Source organism: Cyanobium sp. ULC082, from assembly GCF_977927535.1.
Genome location: NZ_OZ376398.1, coordinates 684,504 through 702,234, shown reverse-complemented (window position 1 = coordinate 702,234; position 17,731 = coordinate 684,504). Strand labels below are relative to the sequence as shown.

Genomic DNA, 17,731 nt, shown 5'->3' with positions numbered 1-17,731 from the left:
TCATTCGACAGGGAGATAAACGACTCGACTTAAAGTAATTGATGCCAGTCGTCAGGAGCATCTGCACGTGCAGAGGATTTCCTTGCAGCGTCTCAATATTGCCTCAAAAGTGGCAATATTTCGAGGTTCCCTTAAGTCAAGTGAAGGCCATAGTGAAGGCCATGATGACTGGCTCTACTTCTTTGCTCTAATGGGATCGGCAATTGCACTACGCGAGAACTTGCCGCTTGTACCAAATACTCCTGTCGAGCGCCATCAGCTGGTTGCCGAGCTTAGACGCGTATCGGTCGAGCTTGATGTCATAAATAGACTTCTTGCTTATGGTTCAGCAATTCGGACTCTTGAAGACGCAAACGTGGGAGATGCACATTACTTTCTTATGGCCCTTAGGCCAGCTGATAACAGTGTGTCAATTGTTGGATTTGCAAAATCAGATCTTGATACTGCCACTTTCGAGTACTTAAGAATTGAGAAAGATCTTCAAAACTCCTTTGGTGCAGAGGCTGTTCTTGTGTCTGTTGAGTCAATTTCTTCGTTGAAGAGGGCGTATCCAAACTACTTCTTGGATACCACTGAATTTCTAAAAGCGCTACGCACTGCCATTGCAAAGTGAGAGGCTATCGAACACCGCCATGCACCTGAGCCGCCACCACAAGGCTATCTACTTCGCCGAGCACACCTTGCGGCCAGGTGATGGCGAGCGTTGGGCCTCCTGGAATGGCGAGATTGTAGCGATCGTGGCGTATGCTCGCAGGGCAGCTCTACTCCGTTGTTGAGGTTGGCGCGTATCTCTGCGAGCTGTACGCCAATCCGCCAGACGACGACCTGAAATGAACGGCTGAAAGCACAGTCCCCACCGAGCAAATCAATGCTGGTAACCAAAGATTCCCGTCGTCTTGCCTATCTCGAAGTCGGAGATCCTAATGGTCCGCTGATTATCCATAATCATGGCGGGCCGAGTAGCAGACTTGAGGCGCGGCTCTTTGCGGATGCGGCGTCAAAGCATGGGCTTCGGCTCGTTTGCGTCGACCGGCCAGGCATCGGACAGTCCAGTCCCCAGGAAGCACGCAGCTACTCAGGATGGGCTGACGACATGACGGCGATCGCCGACGCGCTGGGATACCGCGAATTCGGAGTTACAGGATGGTCGGAGGGTGGCCCGTGGGCGTTGGCAGCCGCGGCTTACATCGACCCCACTCGACTGCGCCACGTGACCAGCATCGCCGGCGGCAGTTACGGAGCTTTCGGCGACAACTGGGCAAAGAAGCACCTTTCAGCGGTTGATGCGCTAGGGGGATTTCTCGCACTGCATTTTGAGCCGGGCTTCCGACTCATGTATGCGGCCCTCGCCAAGACTGCCGTGGATTTCCGTGAGTCCTATATCCAGCAACTGTTGCATGCCATCAATGCGTACGACCAGGAGATCGTGCGACGCCCGGACTTCGCAAACGCCTTCTGCGAAGCAAGTGCCGAATGCTTTGCCCATGGAAGCGAGGGTCTGGTTCGCGATTCCGAATTGCTCTACCGGAGCTGGGATTTTGATGTTCGCCAAATCGGACGACGCGTTCACCTCTGGCAAGGACTTGACGACCGGCTTGTGCCCGCTGTGATCAACAAGGAGATTGCCGACCAGATGCCTGGAGCGGTGTGGCATCCGGTGTCGGGGGCCGGTCACTTCGTGGCAATCGGTTCGGCAGAGGAAGTGTTCGGAATCGCCGCCGAGGAACTGGCCCAGAAGGCGTGAGAAAGGGATGCACTCTCGCCTGGCTTCTGCCCACAGTGGCATCAGCTGGGAGGTGAACATGATTTTCATGATGGAGTGCGAACTCGAGGGTCCTTGCTTGTGGAAGTTCCTCAATTCATGCCATGGCAAAGGCTGAGGCTGCCCATCCGGGCGAGGACGATGCCTTTCAGGATGGCGAGATGATCTTTGCTGATTTCCCAGGCTCTCGGCGCTCAGGTGAAGGCAGCGGAGCACGAAACCTCCCGAAGCCGTTGCTGATGGATGGAACGCCAACTGGATTCAGGCCGGAGCTTTGCTGAGCACCGCATGGGTCGCCGAGATCCAGGCGCCACTGGCGTCGTAGCGGCGGATCAGCCGCTCCATACGGCCGGAAGATGGCAGCCAACCGCCCTCCAGCACAAACGCCTCGCGGTGGCTCACCTGCTCCGGCAAATGGCAGAACCCACCATCGGGGAGAAGCCGCAGCCCCTCCAGCTCGGCACTGCCCAGCTCCAGCCGGCAGTCGCACTGGACGGGTTCTGACCAGTCGGCACTGATCGTGGCCGCCTGGCCAATCCAGCTGCCGAGCAACTGGTCGGCACGGGTGGCGGGGCGCTCCGCTGCGGCGCTGCCGGCACGGAACTCACGGATCAGCACCAGCTGCTCAAAGCTGCCGGCCTCGCTGTACAGCGGCACAAGGCGGTGGCGGCGGTTGTCCCCGATGAAGCCGAACTCACCGCCGAACGCCGTCTGCGGGGCAACCTGCAACGAGCCCTTGTTGAACGCTCCCGATGGGAAGAACACCACCTGCCGGCCCAGGCTGCGGTAGTCCTGCTCCACGGCGTAGCTGGGTTCGCCTGCCCCATCTGCTGGCCCACCACCGACCGCCATCGCCGTTCCCGCCGGCCAGCGCCGCAGCCCAAAGCGCACCAGCCGGTCGTCATCGTCACTGGCCAGCGTGAGCACGGACGGGCTGCTCGCGCCCAGGACGCCATCGGCGGCCATGCTGGTGAAGCTGCCCCGCCATTCGCCGAGGTTGCACAGAAAGTTCTGCCACTGGCCGGGCATCAATCCTGAGCAGACAGGAAATGATCCTAGGCAGTGCCTGACTGGGTTATCTCCACCAGCCACGGCAAGCTCCAGCCTGGCGGGCGCCCGGATGTTGCTGATGGGCGATGCCGGTTTCGAACCAGCGACATCCTGCTTGTAAGGCAGGCAAAAGATGGGCAAAAGCATTGCAAGAACAAGGGTTTATTGATTTCGCAAGCTGACTTAGCGGAATTTTTAGCGGAATTGTGCTGTGGCAAGCCGCTGCCTGCTCCAGGAGTTTTGAGAGCCTTCTGATCAAGCCTCATCCACCCAGCCCAGAGCCCAAGTCCGCGAGTCTCACGAGTCGCAGTGCTCCAGTGGCTTGGGTGGCTGCAGTAGGTCTGATGAGAATTGGTTCAGCCAGGTCATCAGAGCTGGCAATTCACGTTCCAGACCCAAAGCAAGTCAGTTGTTCAGATCAAAGTGAAGGCGAGACACGTTGAATTCAGCCCTGAAGCAGCAATGAAGCCATTGTCAAGAACCAATGCAACGAAAGGAGTGCAGGAAAACAGCTTGCCTAGACTCGATTCAATCGGGAGCACTGCTATGGCTAGCTTCATTGGGACAAGTACTGACGACGTTGTTCTCGCCGTAGCCAACTATAACTATCTATACGGGGCTGACGGCAATGACATACTTGAGTCCAATCGAACTGGACTTGACGTTATCGAAGGCGGAAGAGGAGATGACAGCCTCTTCATCATCGATGGGCTCGGTGCATATGGCAGCCTTTACGGCGGAGACGGCAATGATGGAATCATTGGTGGCGGCCTCAATGATTACCTTGAAGGTGGGCAAGGAAACGATTTTCTTTTCGGGAACGCAGGCAGAGATCAGCTTTATGGTGGCGGAGGCCGTGACCTAGTAATCGGGGGCGAGGATGACGATACGCTCTATGGAGGCGATGGAGACGACGGCCAAAGCGGCAGTGCCTTTAGTTTTGCTTTTGGAGCCGGTGATCGAGCCTGGAGCGGAACTCCAGGACTTTTTGGCGGGACAGGCAATGATTTCATTGATGGCGGCAATGGCGACGACTTTCTAGCTGGCGATGAGGGCGATGACAAGCTGTTCGGTGGCACTGGCAATGATTATTTCGATGGTGGAGAGGGTAATGATTTTATTTATACTAGCTTTACTGCCTCTGCTTTCTCCGACGCCCCCAGCAGCTCCTTTGCACAGGGATGGTGGGACAATGATACGATTATCTGCAACGGCAAGGATATAGCTTTTGGCGGCTATGGCAATGATTTACTTTATGGAACATCATCAAATTCAGTGATTTTGTACGGCAACTCAGGCTTTGATACCCTCATTGGCGGCAGTGGAGCTGATGTCCTGTTTGGAGGAGATGGCTTCTTTGATAATGAAGCAGATTACTTGCAAGGCAATGGGGGCAATGATGTCCTCTACGGTGGCTGGGGCGCAGATGTCTTTGATCTCAGAAATGACGCAAGGAATGGAGAACATGATTACATTGGCGAATTAGCAACAAAAGATACCAACGCACTCCGCTTCGGCATCAGATATGCTGATACAATTGTTCTCCCAAGTGCATATTCTACTTCGACAACCTTCTATCAATACGGCGCAGACACGATCATTATGTTGGGAGTGGGGAGCGGTTCATATTATTGCTACGCTACAAATACATTGGCATCAGATGTCCAATCCCGTACCGTGTTTGCTTGATCTTATGGACATATCGATCAGCCGTTGGTGTTCTCCCCAAAATGGGCAAAGTCACCATTGAATCACTTCAACGCGATGCGGGTCGCGTGGGTCACGGCACTCCACAGGGCTGGGTGACTGCAATAGGTCTGGAATGCATTGGTTCAGCCAGGTCATCAGAGCTGCCATTTCCCACTCAAGGCCGAGTTGAAGAAACCAGGGGGTAAGGAACTCGGTGGAGTCAGGCCATCGAAAATACCGCAGTGCAAGCGATCAGTATGCCAATCAGGGAAGCTCGGACGGGGGTTGCAGCCGAGAACACTGGTCGACGCAGCAACAGGAGGAACAGTGCTGAAGGGCTACCTGGAGCGAACTGCCGCTCAACGAGTCGTCTACGGGCAATGAGCCTTTGACGTGCTGGAGACGAAAACATGGCAGTGCTGGTGGGGCACCTCCAACAGGCTCAAATCCAGTGCATACCGGATTCGCAATCCGCTACCTCGGCTGATGGGGAACCGGCTAAAATAAGCACAGTCTGGCCAGCAAAACGATTCCATGGGTATTGTACAGATTCCGCTATGTAGACATTAGCTATTGAAGGGCAATGATCTCGACACATTGGTTTTATTGGGCTGTACTCTCGGCGGTCTTCGCAGCGCTGACTGCGATCTTTGCCAAGGTGGGGATTCAAGGCGTTGACTCTGATCTGGCAACGCTCGTTCGGACGATCATCATCGTTTTCGTACTCGCGGCCTTCGTGGGATTTGCAGGAAAGTGGAGCAATCCGCTTGCGCTCTCCTCCAAAACCTTGTTCTTTCTCAGCCTATCTGCGCTGGCGACTGGGGCTTCCTGGGTCTGCTACTTTCGTGCGCTCCAGCTTGGGCAAGCTTCCAAGGTTGCAACCGTCGATAAATTCAGCCTGGTTCTGGTCGCAGTGTTCGCGTTCGCCTTTCTCGGTGAGCGCCCGTCTGTGCAGGATTGGCTGGGCATCACATTGGTCGCTGGTGGCGTTCTTGTCCTGGCGGTCAAGCGGTGAATCTCACGTCGGTTCGGATAACCCGCAATCGCAGCAGACTAGCGATGGCCACAGTCATTCCAACGTTGAACTGATGAGTCAGCAGTGTGAGGAAAACTGTCCTTCAAGGAAACCAGCAAGAGCCCGGCTCACTCCGCCACGGTCTCGCGGGCTGGATGCTGGTGGTGGCCCCAGCGCTCCAGTCAGGCAACCAAGCCAGCTGCTCAGCTGTGGTTGCCTGGCAGGGAATGATCTTCCTCCCACCGGGGCCGGGAGGACTCTCCTGGGGGTACCCCGGCAGGTGGGGGGGACTCAGGTGAACGCCGACGCCATCGGGTCGAGAGAAAAGTGCTGGGCTGGCATGAAACAGACCCACCAGCGGGCCGCCGATGTTCCTGCAGGATCAACCCAGCCGACCGCCTGGAAAATCCGGCCCCAGTCGGCCTGGCCTTGGTCGGTGCCAACGATCAGGACCGGCGGGCATGGGCCGATCAGGGCCCGATCGAGAAAGGCGGGCTCCCGCCGATGACAGGCGTTCAGCCAGGCCAGGGCCAGGGCGGTTTTCCCGATCTTCGGCAGGGCGACCCAGAGGTTCATGGCACCGCGCAGGGCTATGCCGTCCCATGCCCAGGGTTCCGGTGTCAGGTCCAGGCGTTTGCCCGGCTGAACCATGTCGTCGTCGCCGTTGTTGGCTCTGCGGCGCCTGGCTGCCGTCAGCAGGGCCAGCAGCTCCTGATCCGGGATCGTGAAGTCCAGTTTCTCGGCGGCGGCTCTGAGCAGCGGCAGGCGTGCCGCGTACGCGACCCTGCCGGCCAGCAGTTCCCCGGCGGTGGTGGCCAGGGCTTCGAGCTTGGCCTCTGGGGTGGTCGGCTTCGGTGAGGCCGTTACATCGCCAGCTTCAGCAGGAAGATCCTTCGGCAACACCTCCTTCAGCCGCGCGGTGTAGAACCCATCCCGGGCCTTCAACGGGCTGAACCGCTCTTCGGGCGGGATCGCGCCCAGCAGGCTCAGCCGTTCCCATGCGGCCATCTCGGCGGAGGCCATCAGCCTTGCCCCTCGACGCTGCCAGCAGCGGCCAGGGCCAGCCGCACCCATGGCCCGCTGGCCTGCTGTGTGCGGCTGGGGTCGGTGATGCCGGCGGGGCGCTTGCTGAGGCAAGCGGAGATTCTTAGACCGGGATCTGAAAGGACTCGACTTTCCCCGCTTGCCCGTGCCTGGGCTGGCGGGGGTTTTCATTGCCGCCCTGCTTCCATTTTGGGACGTGCAATCTGCTTACCGCGTCGGGCCAGGGTCGCTTCGACTGCGTCGAGATCCCAGCGCAGATTCGGCCGGACAAGGCCAACACCGTGGGCGGTGAAATGAACACCGGGGCGCAGAATGTCAGCGGCACGGAGTCGCGTGAGCGTGTTCTTGGTAATGCGCAGCGCGGCCTGCACCTCACCTGTGGTGAAGGGAAAAGCCATTGGAGAAAAGAGCAAACTTAGGGACTAGTTGTCCCATGGCGTAACTCTATGGTCTAGAACTGCTGGTGTGAAGGGATCCCTAATGGACTCGTTTCTGCGGTCCGTTCCATTTGTTGCCAGATCGCAGACTGGGTCCGGAGTATCAATCAGGAACTGGTTCGAACCCTCGCCAGCCCGGCCACCTACGCCTGAAGACGAGGCCTTCTAGGACGCTTGATGGACAGCCATCGTGTGCCCAATTAGCTGGACGCCTTTTCTGGGCGCGGGTATTCAAATCGAGGACCAGCCGCAGGGTGAAGCTGCGACGCGCATGCAGCTGCCCGAGCCTGCCAGCCGGCAATGGATCCGAAAGAACCCAGTTGGCTTTAATGACCACCCTATCTGCCAACACTGGCCTATCAGAATGTGCAAGATAATTGTTTGCCTCAGTTATTGGCCTTCTTGCGAAAGATATTTGGCTATGCGCGAGGGTCTTCCTCCTTGACGCCATCCCTGCTCTTTAGGATGCGAACACCGATAAATGCGCCTGCAATAATCAAGAAGTCACCCAATACCATGCACACTGCGATTGAGTTTTTGCCAACGGCAAAGAGATATGCAGCCAAACATAGGGACGCACAGGCAATGATGAAAGCGAACCATTGTCCACGGCTGTTTTCAGATGACACACTATTGGTTATTTTCTCCTCAAGATCATGTCGATGGGTTTGTTCTTTTTCGGCCATGGCCATGACGCGATCTGCGCCATTGCTGATTACTTGGTTGTATTTTGCTAATATGTCCGGATGCGGAAGCGGGCCTTCCCAGCTACTGACTGAAACCTCACGGTATCCAAGTTGGCCAGCATTATCATTGCCTAAAACCTCTGTATCAAGAGTTGGGTCAACCGAAAGATCGGCCTCGTCATCTTGATCTAGACTTTGCGGCTGATTGATGGGAATGCCGGCTTTCGGCTTGTCTGGCCCAATTTCCACGGCTATTTGGCTAGACCCTGCTTATCCGCTTTGCGACAAGCCTTGCGGAGATCACTCCCAACATGCAGCCAGTCAGATGCGATTGCCGCTGCATCACTCTGCCCAGGGTTGTCGTCGACGGTAGGCGACACGAGAGCAGATCCTGTGATGTCAGCCAGACGTGCAAAGCCCATCTCCAGCGCTTCGAATGGCGATGTCCGTGTGATTCTCAAGCGAGTCTTCATAAGACAATTCCAATGTCATAACTGTAGTCTGGTGTCACCCTTGGCCGGACCGCAGAGCGTGAAAGCTTACCCGACCGGACTTTCGCGTCTCTCAGGCACTAACGCAACCCACTAGCAGTGGTGCAACGCACATATGCTGGACGCTACAGGTGGATAACCGCATCCCTGACCACATGTCGCATTTCCAAACCATAGGTTTGAAATCCCATCAGATGCTCCGCCTGGCTGTCAACCCCGCGACCTTGGCCAGAAGCCCAGGCCCGTCTAGCCGCCTTCCGTAGGTGGCCAGATGCACAGCGGGGGAGTGCCCCATCAGCTCAGCCGCCTCTCGCACGTGCAGCCCGAGATCGAGGCCCAGTCGCAAGGCGAAAGCGTGCCGCAGCCCGTAGGCGGTCAGCTGCTTCAGCAGGTGAAGGCGGCGAAGTTGCTGGGTCAGCACCTGCCCAGGTGATCGCGCCGCCAGTAGTGCCGACGGCAGGCCGTGCTGCTGCCATCGTTCCAGAAGCCCGTGGCAGTCGGCAGGCCACCTGGCAGGCGGGACGGCTGGGATGATTCGGGCGCCGCTGTTCCCGCGGCTGCTCTGCTTGCTGCGGCTCACCACCGCCCGTAGCACACCATCACGGAACTGCAGCTCTAGGGCCTGCAGTTCCTTCGGCCGAAGCCCGAAACAGATCAACGCATCCCAGGCCACCAGATCGGCAGGAGTGAGCCTGCTCCGCCGGATCGCCTCCCGCAGCTGCTGGGCCTCCTCATCAGTGAATGATCGCACCCCCTCGGGATCGGCCGCGGCCTTGCCGTTGCCCCGAAGCGGCGCCAGCTCATCAGGCCAGCCCCAGCCCACCTCCTTCCACAGCCGGCGGGCCCGGTCGTAGGCCATCTGCCGGGCCCTGCTGTTCGGTGGCCAGCCCCGCAGGTAGGCGGACAGGAGGGCTGAGTCATCAGCCCAGCGGCGCTCAGCTGCTGTTGCTACCAGGCGGGCCAGGTAGGGGGCCCAGGTGCGCCCCCAGGTTCCGGGGGCCATCACCTCACCCACCAGCTGGGCGCGAAGTCCATCGATCAGCCGCTCCAAGGCGCCGGGGCCCAGGTGCCCGGGGTCATCGGCTGCTGGGGTGGCGTCCGGGTCGGGCCAGCTCCAGGTGCCGGCCATCACGGCATCGAAGATCGCGCAGGCTTCGCCGAGGGCGGCGGCAGATGTTGCCGGGCCGGGAGGGGTCTGGAGGGTGAAGGCCCGACGGACTCCGGCACCAGCTTCGGCCGGCTCACCCGGCCTCGGGGGCAGCTCAGCGGAGACCACCCGCAGCCGTTCGCGGTTGATCTCCAGATACCAGCCGGTGCGCCCAAGGCGGTGGGCCTTGAAGGCGCTGCTCAGGTTGCGAAGCCAAGGGGGAGATGCCATCACTTTTCACGCGGCGCGTGAAATCCGCGTGAAATCTTGGCACGTTTGGGGGTTTTCGGGGCCTTTCCTCACCCGGCGGCGTGAAATGGAGACCACTGAAAAGACCTATCCTGACTGGCATTTCTCCTGTCTGGGACTGGGTTTTCAGAGAATGGGCGATGCCGGTTTCGAACCAGCGACATCCTGCTTGTAAGGCAGGCGCTCTACCGCTGAGCTAATCGCCCTTCGCCCCACTCTGGGGTCCATGCCCCCATGCTGGCAACCATCCGGCGCCTGCACCCTGATGGCCAGTGGCCGCAGCCACGACCGTGCCAGCTGGCTGCTGTGCCTTCCGTTCGGGCTGCTGTGCTGGCCCTGGCTCGGGGCGGCCGGTCTGGCCAGTGGTGCGGCGGGTTTTCTGATCGGTGGGCTGTGGCTCTCTCCGGATCTCGACACCGCCTCCAACCCCACCCGCCGCTGGGGGCCGCTGGCCCTGCTCTGGCTGCCCTATCGCCGGCTGCTGCGCCACCGTTCCCTGCTCTCCCACAGCCCTGGGCTCGGCACCGCCGGCCGCCTGGCCTACCTCGCCGCGGTGGCCCTGGTGCTGAGCCTGATCCTGCAGCCGCTGGGTGCGCCCCCACCAGCCCGCCTGCTGGCCCTGGCCACCGGGCTCTGGGACCGGCAGCGGCCCCTGCTGCTGGCCGCGCTGATCGGGGTGGAATCGAGCAGCTGGTTGCATCTGATCCAGGATGGGGATCCGCTGCCACGGCGTCCCCGCTGGCTGCGTCCAGGCTGGCGGCGCCGCAGGCGCAACCAACGCTGAGCCCCATCGCCCTGTGGTTCTGGCTTGCAGCCAGGTCTTGCCATGCCCCCATCCGAGCAGCGCGACACCCCTGGGATCAGCCGCTCCGCCGCGACCGCCCTCGCCGGGCTGGTCGCGGTGGTGGATCAGCTGCGCGATCCAGGCGGCGGTTGTCCCTGGGACCTGCGGCAGACCCATGCCTCCCTGGTGCCTTTCGTTCTGGAAGAAGCCCACGAAGTGGCCGACGCGATCCGCCATGGCGACGACGACCACCTGGCCGAGGAGCTGGGCGACCTGCTGCTGCAGGTGGTGCTCCATGCCCGGATCGCCGCCGAACAGCAACGCTTCGATCTGGACACGATCGCCCGCGCCATCACCGCCAAGCTGGTGCGCCGCCACCCGCATGTCTTCGGCGATCGATCGGCGGTTCACCCCAGCTGGGAGGCGATCAAGGCCGAGGAGCGGGCCGCCCGCGGCGCAGGGGGCAGGGATGACAGCCTCAGCGCGCAGCTGGGGCGGCAGGTGCGCGGCCAGCCGGCCCTGGCTGGCGCCCTGACGATCTCGCGCCAGGCCGCTGCGGCAGGCTTCGAGTGGGAGACGATCGAAGGGGTGTGGGCCAAGCTCGACGAGGAGTTGACCGAGCTGCGCGAGGCGGTGGCCAGCGGCGATCGGGTCCACGCCGAGACGGAGCTCGGGGATGTGCTCTTCACCCTGGTGAATGTGGCCCGCTGGTGCGGCCTTAACCCGGAGGAGGGCCTGGCGGGCACCAACCACCGCTTCCTGGAACGCTTCTCCCGGGTGGAGGCCGCCCTCGGCGGCGACCTCAGCGGCCAGGATCTCGAGCAACTCGAACTGCTCTGGCGCCAGGCGAAGGCAGAGATCCGCGCCGAGCAGGCCAGGCCAAAGGGGGTGGATCAGTCGTCAGGGGAGCCCTGATCCCGCCGCTGCTGTTTGGCCTGGGCGCGGCGGCGTTTGGCGGCCAGCCGCCGCTGCACCGAGCCGCCCGTGGGCCGGGTGGGCCGACGGGGCGGCGGTGGCGGGGCGATCGCTTCGGCGAGCAGCGCCTTCAGCCGCCGCAGGGCAGCCTGGCGATTGAGCCACTGGGAGCGGTGTTCCGCAGCCACGATCACCACAGCCCCATCCACCAGCGTGCCGCCAAGGCGCCGCAGAGCCCGCTCCCGCAACAGGGGTGGCAGGGAGGGGGAGGTGGCCAGGGGGAAAACCAGCTCAACGCGGGAGGCTGTGGCGTTCACCCCCTGGCCGCCGGGGCCGCCGGCGCGCGAGAAGCGCCAGCCCAGCTCCGTGGCGGGAATGGTCAACGCTGCCGTGATGGCCAGATCAGCTGCCATCGATTCAGGCTGACAGGTGGCCACTCTGGGCCTGGAGCGCACTCCGCTGGCCTGTGTTCCAGCCGACGGGGGCGAGGCGCTTAGCTGGATCGGTTCGTTCCTGTCCCCGCGTGAGCACCACTCCTGCCGACAGCCCCGCCGAGGGGCCGGGCCAGCCCAGCACGGGCTGGGTGGATGAGATCCATGAAGGGGTGCGCTATGGCCTCGAAGCGAAGGTGGTGCTGGAGCGACAGAGCGCCTTTCAGCAGATCTGCGTGATCGACAGCCAGCGCTACGGCAAGGGCCTCCTGCTCGATGGCTGCTGGATGACAGCCGAGCACCAGGAACGGCACTATCACGAATCGCTGGTGCATCCCGCCCTCTGCGGTGCCGAGCGGATCGAGCGGGTGCTGGTGATCGGCGGCGGCGATGGCGGCACGGCCCGCGAATGCCTGCGCCATGCCGGGGTGGCCCGGCTCGACATGGTCGAGATCGACGGCCTGGTCGTGGAGCTGTGCCGAGAGCACCTTCCTTCCCTGGGAGGAAGCGCCTGGAGCGATCCCCGTTTCCACCTCACCATCGGTGATGGGATCGCCTGGGTGGCCGCTGCCGCCACCGCCAGCTACGACGTGGTGTTCGTGGATGGTTCCGATCCGGCCGGCCCGGCGACAGGGCTGTTCAACCGTGTCTTTTTCGAGCACTGCCGCCGGCTGCTGCGACCCGGCGGCGTCTTCGCCACCCAGAGCGAATCACCGGAGGCCTTCCGCAGCGTTCATCTCGAGACGGTACGGTTGTTGCGCCAGGTGTTCGGCCATGCCGATCCGCTCTACGGCTGGGTGCCGATGTACCCGAGCGGCTGGTGGAGCTGGACCTTTGCCGCCACCGATGGACCCCGCTACCGGCACCCCGACCCGGAACGGGCCGCCGCCGTGGCGCCGGCTTGTCAGATCTGGAGCCCCCGCTGGCAGGGTGGAGCGTTCGAGGCCGTCCCCGCCGCGATCGAGCGGGAGCTCGACAGCTGAGCGTCTCCGGCCCTGACAACCCCGTTTCCAGCCTTCGTGACCACCCCCGATCTGTTCGACACCGATGGAGCCGTGTTCATGGCCAGCCGCCGCGATCCGGCTGGTTGCCGGGTCGGGCTGTTCGGTGTGCCTTACGACGGCACCACCTCCTTCCGTCCCGGCGCCCGCTTCGGGCCAGCGGCGATCCGGGAGGTGAGTGCCGGCCTGGAAACCCACGACCCCCAGCTCAATCTGGATCTCGAGGATCTGCCCTTTGCCGATCTCGGGGCGGTGGCGATCCCGCTGGGAGCCCCTGAGCCCGTCATCGAGGCCGTGCGCCTGGCCACCGAAAGGGTGCTGGCCCTGGGGCTCCGCCCCCTGATGCTGGGAGGGGAGCACTCGATCAGCAGCGGCGCCGTGGCTGCGGTGGCAGCCCATCATCCCGACCTGGTGCTGGTGCAACTCGATGCCCACGCCGATCTGCGCGAGAGCTGGCTGGGCTCACGCCACAGCCATGCCTGTGCCATGCGCCGCTGCCTGGAGGTCCTGCCGAGTGGCGACCTCCTGCAGATCGCCATCCGCAGTGGCACCCGGGCTGAATTCGCCGAACTGCGCAGCAGTGGGCGGTTGGTGGGGGCAGGCCAGGGGCTCGCCCTGGCCCCCGAACGCCTGCAGGCCGACCTGGTGGCCGCCCTGGCCCCGCTGCGGGGCCGGCCGATCTACCTCACGGTGGATCTCGACTGGTTCGATCCTGCGGTGATGGCGGGCACGGGCACGCCGGAGCCGGGAGGATTTCTCTGGGGCCACTTCAGTGGCCTGCTCGAAGAACTCCGCCACCACGCACTGGTGGCGGCGGATGTGGTGGAACTGGCCCCGATGCTCGATGCAACAGGCTGCAGCGCTGTTCTGGCCGCCAAGGTGACCCGCAGCCTGCTGCTGCTCCTTGGCCGGACTCAGTAGCAGTAGGAGCCGCTGGCTCGTTGCTCCCGCAGGCGCAGGTGCTGCTGGGAGATCAACGCCACCGCCAGGGTTGGATGGTTGTGGAGCAGGTTCAGAAAACTCAGTCGCCCTAGCTTCACCACCTCGACAGGCGTTCGAGCCACGGCATCAGTGCGGAAAGAACCACCGCGCCAGAGGATGTCCAAGTAGCTGAACAGTTCACCGGGGCGATAGCAGACCCGCTCCCCCGATTTATCGATCAACTCGACGATTCCCTTTCGCAGCCCGTAGATCTCATTGGCGTGGTCGCCTTCTCGAAAGATCAGGGTGCCGGTGGGCAGAGTGAAGGTTTCGCCATCCACCTGGGAGGCCAACAACTCAACCGGAAGCGCTGTCGCGGATTTGACCAATCATCTACCTCCTTGCAGAACAGAAAAGCAACGTGTGAACCAGGCCCATGGTGCGCTGTTCCCAGCTCCCTGGCCACTGGCCAGAGACATGTTCGCAGGCCAAAGAGCCAGCAGAAAATAATAGGCGATTTCGAGGGCCCTTTGAGCCTGCCCTCCCGGGATCAGGCGGGAACCGGATCGAGCAGGTCAGCCAGGCAGAGCTGCTGATCAGCGCGGGCCTGAGCTAGCACTGGAAAGCGTTGATGGGACCCTTCATTGCCGCCATTCACCGGCAGGGTCCAATGGTGGCAAGACAGTTCGCCACTCCATTCGGCATGGATCGCCAGCCGTCGGAGCTTGCACCAGCCCGCCTCGCTCCCAGCAGGGGGGAGGCAGTGACTGCAGCTTCGACAACTTGGGCGCTGGCCCATGACTGATCCAGGGATGATCCACAAAGTACAGAACGTGGAGACCATTGAGCGAGGTAAGAACCGAACCTCCCGGAAGTCTTCGGGATTGAGCCCCACCGGGGCTGGAACGGCCAGGCAGCCCGCCGGTCTCCATAGGATCCCCCGATCCACGCATGCCCTCTCTCTGCCATGGCCGTTCCTTCAGCGCCAGCGGCGGCCCAGCCGCTGAGGCGCACCCCCCTGGCGGCGCTCTGCCAGCAACACGGAGGGCGGATGGTGCCCTTCGAGGGTTGGGAGATGCCGGTTCAGTTCAAGGGGCTGATCGAGGAGCACAAGGCCGTGCGGGGGCACTGCGGGGTGTTCGACATTTCCCATATGGGAGTTCTGTTGCTGCAGGGCGATGGCGTGAAGGAATCCCTGCAGCGTCTTGTTCCAAGCGATCTCGGTCGGATCGGGCCAGGTGAAGCTCTTTACACAGTGCTGCTCAACGATGCCGGCGGCATTCGTGACGATCTGATCGTCTACGACAAGGGCCGAGTCGACGCGGCTGCCGGACCCACCGACACCCTGCTGCTGGTGATCAACGCCGGCTGCGCCGAAGCCGACACCGCCTGGATCCGCAGCCAGCTGGCTGCCGATGGCGTGGCCATCGAGGATCGCAAGGTGGATGGTGTGCTGCTCGCCCTGCAGGGCCCCGAAGCGCCTGCCCGGCTGGAGGCGTTGGCCGGCGAAAGCCTGGCCGGGCTGCCCCGTTTCGGTCATCGCGACCTGGTGCTGGCGGGCAGCGCCGGCGGCGCCGCGGCCGGGACTTCCGTGTTCGTGGCCCGCACCGGCTACACCGGCGAAGACGGCTTCGAGTTGCTGCTGGACCGGCAGGCGGGCCTGGACCTCTGGGAGCAACTGCTGGCGGAGGGGGTGAGCCCCTGCGGTCTCGGCGCCCGCGACACCCTGCGCCTGGAGGCGGCCATGCATCTCTACGGCAGCGACATGGATGCCACCACCACCCCACTGGAGGCCTCGCTCGGTTGGCTGGTCCACCTGGAGATGCCCGCCGACTTCATCGGCCGCGCCGCTCTCGAAAGTCAGACAGCCACTGGCGTGAGCCGACGGCTGGTGGGTTTGAAGCTGCAGGGCCGGGCGATCGCCCGCCACGGCTACCCGGTGCTGCAGGACGGCCAGGTGGTGGGAGAAGTCACCAGCGGCACCTGGTCGCCCACCCTGGAGGAGGCGATCGCCCTGGCCTATGTGCCCGCCACCGCCGCCAGGCCCGGCACGGAGCTGGCTGTGGAGGTTCGCGGGCGGACGCACCCGGCGGTGGTGGTGAAGCGGCCCTTCTACCGGCGCCCTTGAGCCGCCCAGGCCCTGGCGCCCCTGAGCCGCTGAGGCCGTGGCTCCTGCCCCCTGTGGGAAACTCGCCCTTCCCCTCGATTTCCCCCATGCGCAGCCACGGATGCGGCGACCTGCGCAGCGATGCCACGGGTCAGGCAGTGGACCTGTGCGGCTGGGTGGACCGGCGGCGTGATCACGGCGGCGTGATCTTCATCGATCTGCGCGACCGCAGCGGCACCGTGCAGATCACGGTGGACCCCGATCTTTCCCCCGCCGCGTTCGCCGCGGCCGAGCGGCTGCGCAATGAAACCGTGCTGAAGGTGTCAGGCACGGTGCGCGATCGCCCCGCCGAATCCCGCAACGAGCGGCTCGCCACCGGCGGCGTCGAAGTGCTGGCTGCCGCGATCGAGGTGCTCAATGAGGTGCGCGGCAATCTGCCCTTCCCTGTGTCGGTGCACGACGACACGCCGGTGCGGGAGGAACTGCGCCTGCGCCACCGCTATCTGGATCTGCGCCGTGAGCGCATGAACGGCAACCTGCGCCTGCGCGCCCAGACCATCCAGGCGGCCCGCCGTTTCCTTGAGGACGAGGGCTTCATCGAGGTGGAAACCCCCGTGCTCACCCGCTCCACCCCTGAAGGCGCCCGCGACTATCTGGTGCCCAGCCGGGTGTGTGGCGGCGAGTGGTTCGCTCTGCCCCAGTCGCCCCAGCTGTTCAAGCAACTGCTGATGGTGGGCGGCATCGAGCGCTACTACCAGGTGGCCCGCTGCTTCCGCGACGAAGACCTGCGCGCCGACCGCCAGCCGGAGTTCACCCAGCTCGACCTGGAGATGAGCTTCATGGAGCAGGAGCAGATCCTGCAGCTCAACGAACGGCTGATCGCCACCATCTGGCGCGCCGCCAAGGGAATCGAGCTGCCCAGCCCCTTCCCCCGGCTCACCTGGCAGGAGGCGATGGACCGCTACGGCACCGACCGGCCCGACACCCGCTACGGCCTGGAGCTCGTCGATGTGAGCGACATCGTGGCCACCAGTGGCTTCAAGGTGTTCTCCGGCGCCGTGGCGGCGGGCGGAGCGGTGAAGTGCATCGCGATCCCCGGCGGCAACGACGCGATCAGCAACGTGCGCATCAAGCCCGGCGGCGACGTGTTCTCTGAAGCCACCACCGCCGGCGCTGGGGGCCTGGCCTTCATCCGCGTGCGCGACGGCGGCGAGATCGACAGCATCGGCGCCATCAAGGACAACCTGAGCGCCGAGGGCAAGGCCGAACTGCTGCGTCGCACCGGCGCTGAGCCCGGCACCCTGTTGCTGTTCGGCGCCGGCGACACCGCCACGGTGAACAAGGCGCTCGATCGGGTGCGCCAGTTCCTGGCCCGTGAGCTGGCTCTGGTGCCCGCCAGCGGCGCCGGTGGTGCCTGGAACTTCCTCTGGGTGGTGGATTTTCCGATGTTCGAGTTCAACGCCGAGGAGAACCGCCTGGAGGCCCTGCACCATCCCTTCTGTGCGCCCAACGCCGCCGATCTCGGCGCCGACCCCACGGGCTGGCCCACCAGCCTGCCCACCGCCCGCGCCCAGGCCTACGACCTGGTGCTCAACGGCCTGGAACTGGGAGGCGGCTCGCTGCGCATTCACGATGCGGCCCTGCAGAAGCAGGTGCTGCAGACCATCGGCCTGCCGCTGGAAGAAGCCGAGCGGCAGTTCGGCTTCCTGATCGAAGCGCTCGACATGGGCGCCCCGCCCCACGGCGGTATCGCCTTCGGCCTTGATCGCATGGTGATGCTGCTGGCCGGTGAGGAGTCGATCCGCGACACGATCGCCTTCCCCAAGACGCAGCAGGCCCGCTGCCTGCTCACTCAGGCCCCGGCTGATGTGTCGTTGAAGCAACTGCAGGAGCTGCACGTGGCCAGCACCTGGGTGGAAGAGGAAGTCTGAGCGAGCTCCAGCCGCAGCCACGGCAGATGAGCCCTCCAGCCCCAGCCATCACCGCTGAGCGCACCACCGCC

18 protein-coding genes and 1 tRNA gene are annotated in these 17,731 nt (G+C 63.1%); 10 read left to right on the top strand and 9 right to left on the bottom strand.

Annotated elements, in window-relative coordinates; translation table 11 throughout:
• Window positions 1–82 precede the first annotated feature (82 nt).
• Both ACXMDY_RS12915 and ACXMDY_RS12910 read left to right on the top strand, forming a co-directional pair.
• Entirely contained in the window at window positions 83–613 is a 531-nt protein-coding gene (locus tag ACXMDY_RS12915) for a hypothetical protein (RefSeq protein ID WP_259700853.1), read from the top strand.
• 255 nt (window positions 614–868) lie between these two features.
• On the top strand, window positions 869–1,744 hold the full coding sequence (locus ACXMDY_RS12910; RefSeq protein ID WP_259700852.1) for an alpha/beta fold hydrolase: 876 nt from the start codon (window positions 869–871) through the stop codon (window positions 1,742–1,744).
• 279 nt (window positions 1,745–2,023) lie between these two features.
• On the opposite strand, the gene ACXMDY_RS12905 is transcribed toward ACXMDY_RS12910, so the two are convergent.
• Window positions 2,024–2,791: a DUF3598 family protein gene (locus ACXMDY_RS12905; protein ID WP_259700851.1), complete on the bottom strand. Its 768-nt coding sequence runs from the start codon at window positions 2,789–2,791 to the stop codon at window positions 2,024–2,026.
• A gap of 372 nt (window positions 2,792–3,163) precedes the next feature.
• On the opposite strand from ACXMDY_RS12905, the gene ACXMDY_RS12900 reads away from it, so the two are divergent.
• Window positions 3,164–4,501 (top strand): calcium-binding protein, encoded by a 1,338-nt coding sequence (locus ACXMDY_RS12900; protein WP_259700850.1) that lies wholly within the window; start codon window positions 3,164–3,166, stop codon window positions 4,499–4,501.
• 583 nt (window positions 4,502–5,084) lie between these two features.
• Window positions 5,085–5,516: an EamA family transporter gene (locus ACXMDY_RS12895; protein ID WP_259700849.1), complete on the top strand. Its 432-nt coding sequence runs from the start codon at window positions 5,085–5,087 to the stop codon at window positions 5,514–5,516.
• A 291-nt stretch (window positions 5,517–5,807) separates the two neighbouring features.
• On the opposite strand, the gene ACXMDY_RS12890 is transcribed toward ACXMDY_RS12895, so the two are convergent.
• The 5 genes from ACXMDY_RS12890 to ACXMDY_RS12870 form a co-directional block, all read right to left on the bottom strand.
• Window positions 5,808–6,539: an AAA family ATPase gene (locus tag ACXMDY_RS12890; RefSeq protein ID WP_259700848.1), complete on the bottom strand. Its 732-nt coding sequence runs from the start codon at window positions 6,537–6,539 to the stop codon at window positions 5,808–5,810.
• A 188-nt stretch (window positions 6,540–6,727) separates the two neighbouring features.
• Window positions 6,728–6,958: a hypothetical protein gene (locus ACXMDY_RS12885; protein WP_259700847.1), complete on the bottom strand. Its 231-nt coding sequence runs from the start codon at window positions 6,956–6,958 to the stop codon at window positions 6,728–6,730.
• Window positions 6,959–7,416: 458 nt separating this feature from the next.
• Entirely contained in the window at window positions 7,417–7,932 is a 516-nt protein-coding gene (locus tag ACXMDY_RS12880) for a DUF2335 domain-containing protein (RefSeq protein WP_259700846.1), read from the bottom strand.
• Window positions 7,933–8,364: 432 nt separating this feature from the next.
• On the bottom strand, window positions 8,365–9,552 hold the full coding sequence (locus ACXMDY_RS12875) for a site-specific integrase (RefSeq protein WP_259700845.1): 1,188 nt from the start codon (window positions 9,550–9,552) through the stop codon (window positions 8,365–8,367).
• A 152-nt stretch (window positions 9,553–9,704) separates the two neighbouring features.
• Window positions 9,705–9,776: transfer RNA gene (locus tag ACXMDY_RS12870), tRNA-Val, on the bottom strand.
• Between the two features lie 59 nt (window positions 9,777–9,835).
• On the opposite strand from ACXMDY_RS12870, the gene ACXMDY_RS12865 reads away from it, so the two are divergent.
• Window positions 9,836–10,354 (top strand): metal-binding protein, encoded by a 519-nt coding sequence (locus ACXMDY_RS12865; protein WP_259700855.1) that lies wholly within the window; start codon window positions 9,836–9,838, stop codon window positions 10,352–10,354.
• 42 nt (window positions 10,355–10,396) lie between these two features.
• Window positions 10,397–11,269 carry a nucleoside triphosphate pyrophosphohydrolase gene (gene mazG, locus ACXMDY_RS12860; protein ID WP_259700844.1) on the top strand — a complete coding sequence of 291 codons (873 nt, stop codon included), beginning with the start codon at window positions 10,397–10,399 and terminating at the stop codon, window positions 11,267–11,269.
• Here the strand turns inward: mazG and arfB are convergent.
• Window positions 11,248–11,682, bottom strand: coding sequence for an alternative ribosome rescue aminoacyl-tRNA hydrolase ArfB (arfB, locus tag ACXMDY_RS12855; RefSeq protein WP_457767639.1), 435 nt, complete (start codon window positions 11,680–11,682; stop codon window positions 11,248–11,250). The genes mazG and arfB overlap by 22 nt on opposite strands.
• A gap of 110 nt (window positions 11,683–11,792) precedes the next feature.
• Between arfB and speE the strand changes: the two genes are divergently transcribed.
• Together speE and speB are read left to right on the top strand one after the other, a co-directional pair.
• Window positions 11,793–12,683, top strand: a complete 891-nt coding sequence (gene speE / locus ACXMDY_RS12850) for a polyamine aminopropyltransferase (RefSeq protein ID WP_259700842.1) — start codon at window positions 11,793–11,795, stop codon at window positions 12,681–12,683.
• Between the two features lie 36 nt (window positions 12,684–12,719).
• The gene (speB, locus tag ACXMDY_RS12845; protein ID WP_399235718.1) at window positions 12,720–13,622 is read left to right on the top strand and encodes an agmatinase; all 903 of its coding nucleotides are present in this window, start codon (window positions 12,720–12,722) and stop codon (window positions 13,620–13,622) included.
• Here speB and ACXMDY_RS12840 read toward each other — a convergent pair.
• Together ACXMDY_RS12840 and ACXMDY_RS12835 are read right to left on the bottom strand one after the other, a co-directional pair.
• Window positions 13,616–13,975 carry a cyclic nucleotide-binding domain-containing protein gene (locus ACXMDY_RS12840; RefSeq protein ID WP_259700841.1) on the bottom strand — a complete coding sequence of 120 codons (360 nt, stop codon included), beginning with the start codon at window positions 13,973–13,975 and terminating at the stop codon, window positions 13,616–13,618. The genes speB and ACXMDY_RS12840 overlap by 7 nt on opposite strands.
• 197 nt (window positions 13,976–14,172) lie before the next feature.
• Complete coding sequence (locus tag ACXMDY_RS12835) at window positions 14,173–14,421, bottom strand: hypothetical protein (RefSeq protein ID WP_259700840.1); 249 nt, start codon at window positions 14,419–14,421, stop codon at window positions 14,173–14,175.
• 168 nt (window positions 14,422–14,589) lie between these two features.
• Between ACXMDY_RS12835 and gcvT the strand changes: the two genes are divergently transcribed.
• Both gcvT and aspS read left to right on the top strand, forming a co-directional pair.
• Window positions 14,590–15,750, top strand: a complete 1,161-nt coding sequence (gene gcvT / locus ACXMDY_RS12830; RefSeq protein ID WP_259700839.1) for a glycine cleavage system aminomethyltransferase GcvT — start codon at window positions 14,590–14,592, stop codon at window positions 15,748–15,750.
• 86 nt (window positions 15,751–15,836) lie between these two features.
• On the top strand, window positions 15,837–17,660 hold the full coding sequence (gene aspS, locus ACXMDY_RS12825; protein ID WP_259700838.1) for an aspartate--tRNA ligase: 1,824 nt from the start codon (window positions 15,837–15,839) through the stop codon (window positions 17,658–17,660).
• Window positions 17,661–17,731: the final 71 nt, after the last annotated feature.

Coding starts and splice junctions, on each gene's coding strand:
- ACXMDY_RS12910 (WP_259700852.1), top strand. CDS start 869: ATGCTGGTAACCAAAGATTCCCGTCGTCTTGCCTATCTCGAAGTCGGA.
- ACXMDY_RS12905 (WP_259700851.1), bottom strand. CDS start 2,791: ATGCCCGGCCAGTGGCAGAACTTTCTGTGCAACCTCGGCGAATGGCGG.
- ACXMDY_RS12895 (WP_259700849.1), top strand. CDS start 5,085: ATGATCTCGACACATTGGTTTTATTGGGCTGTACTCTCGGCGGTCTTC.
- ACXMDY_RS12890 (WP_259700848.1), bottom strand. CDS start 6,539: ATGGCCTCCGCCGAGATGGCCGCATGGGAACGGCTGAGCCTGCTGGGC.
- ACXMDY_RS12885 (WP_259700847.1), bottom strand. CDS start 6,958: ATGGCTTTTCCCTTCACCACAGGTGAGGTGCAGGCCGCGCTGCGCATT.
- ACXMDY_RS12875 (WP_259700845.1), bottom strand. CDS start 9,552: ATGGCATCTCCCCCTTGGCTTCGCAACCTGAGCAGCGCCTTCAAGGCC.
- ACXMDY_RS12865 (WP_259700855.1), top strand. CDS start 9,836: ATGGCCAGTGGCCGCAGCCACGACCGTGCCAGCTGGCTGCTGTGCCTT.
- mazG (WP_259700844.1), top strand. CDS start 10,397: ATGCCCCCATCCGAGCAGCGCGACACCCCTGGGATCAGCCGCTCCGCC.
- arfB (WP_457767639.1), bottom strand. CDS start 11,682: ATGGCAGCTGATCTGGCCATCACGGCAGCGTTGACCATTCCCGCCACG.
- ACXMDY_RS12835 (WP_259700840.1), bottom strand. CDS start 14,421: ATGGGCCAGCGCCCAAGTTGTCGAAGCTGCAGTCACTGCCTCCCCCCT.
- gcvT (WP_259700839.1), top strand. CDS start 14,590: ATGGCCGTTCCTTCAGCGCCAGCGGCGGCCCAGCCGCTGAGGCGCACC.
- aspS (WP_259700838.1), top strand. CDS start 15,837: ATGCGCAGCCACGGATGCGGCGACCTGCGCAGCGATGCCACGGGTCAG.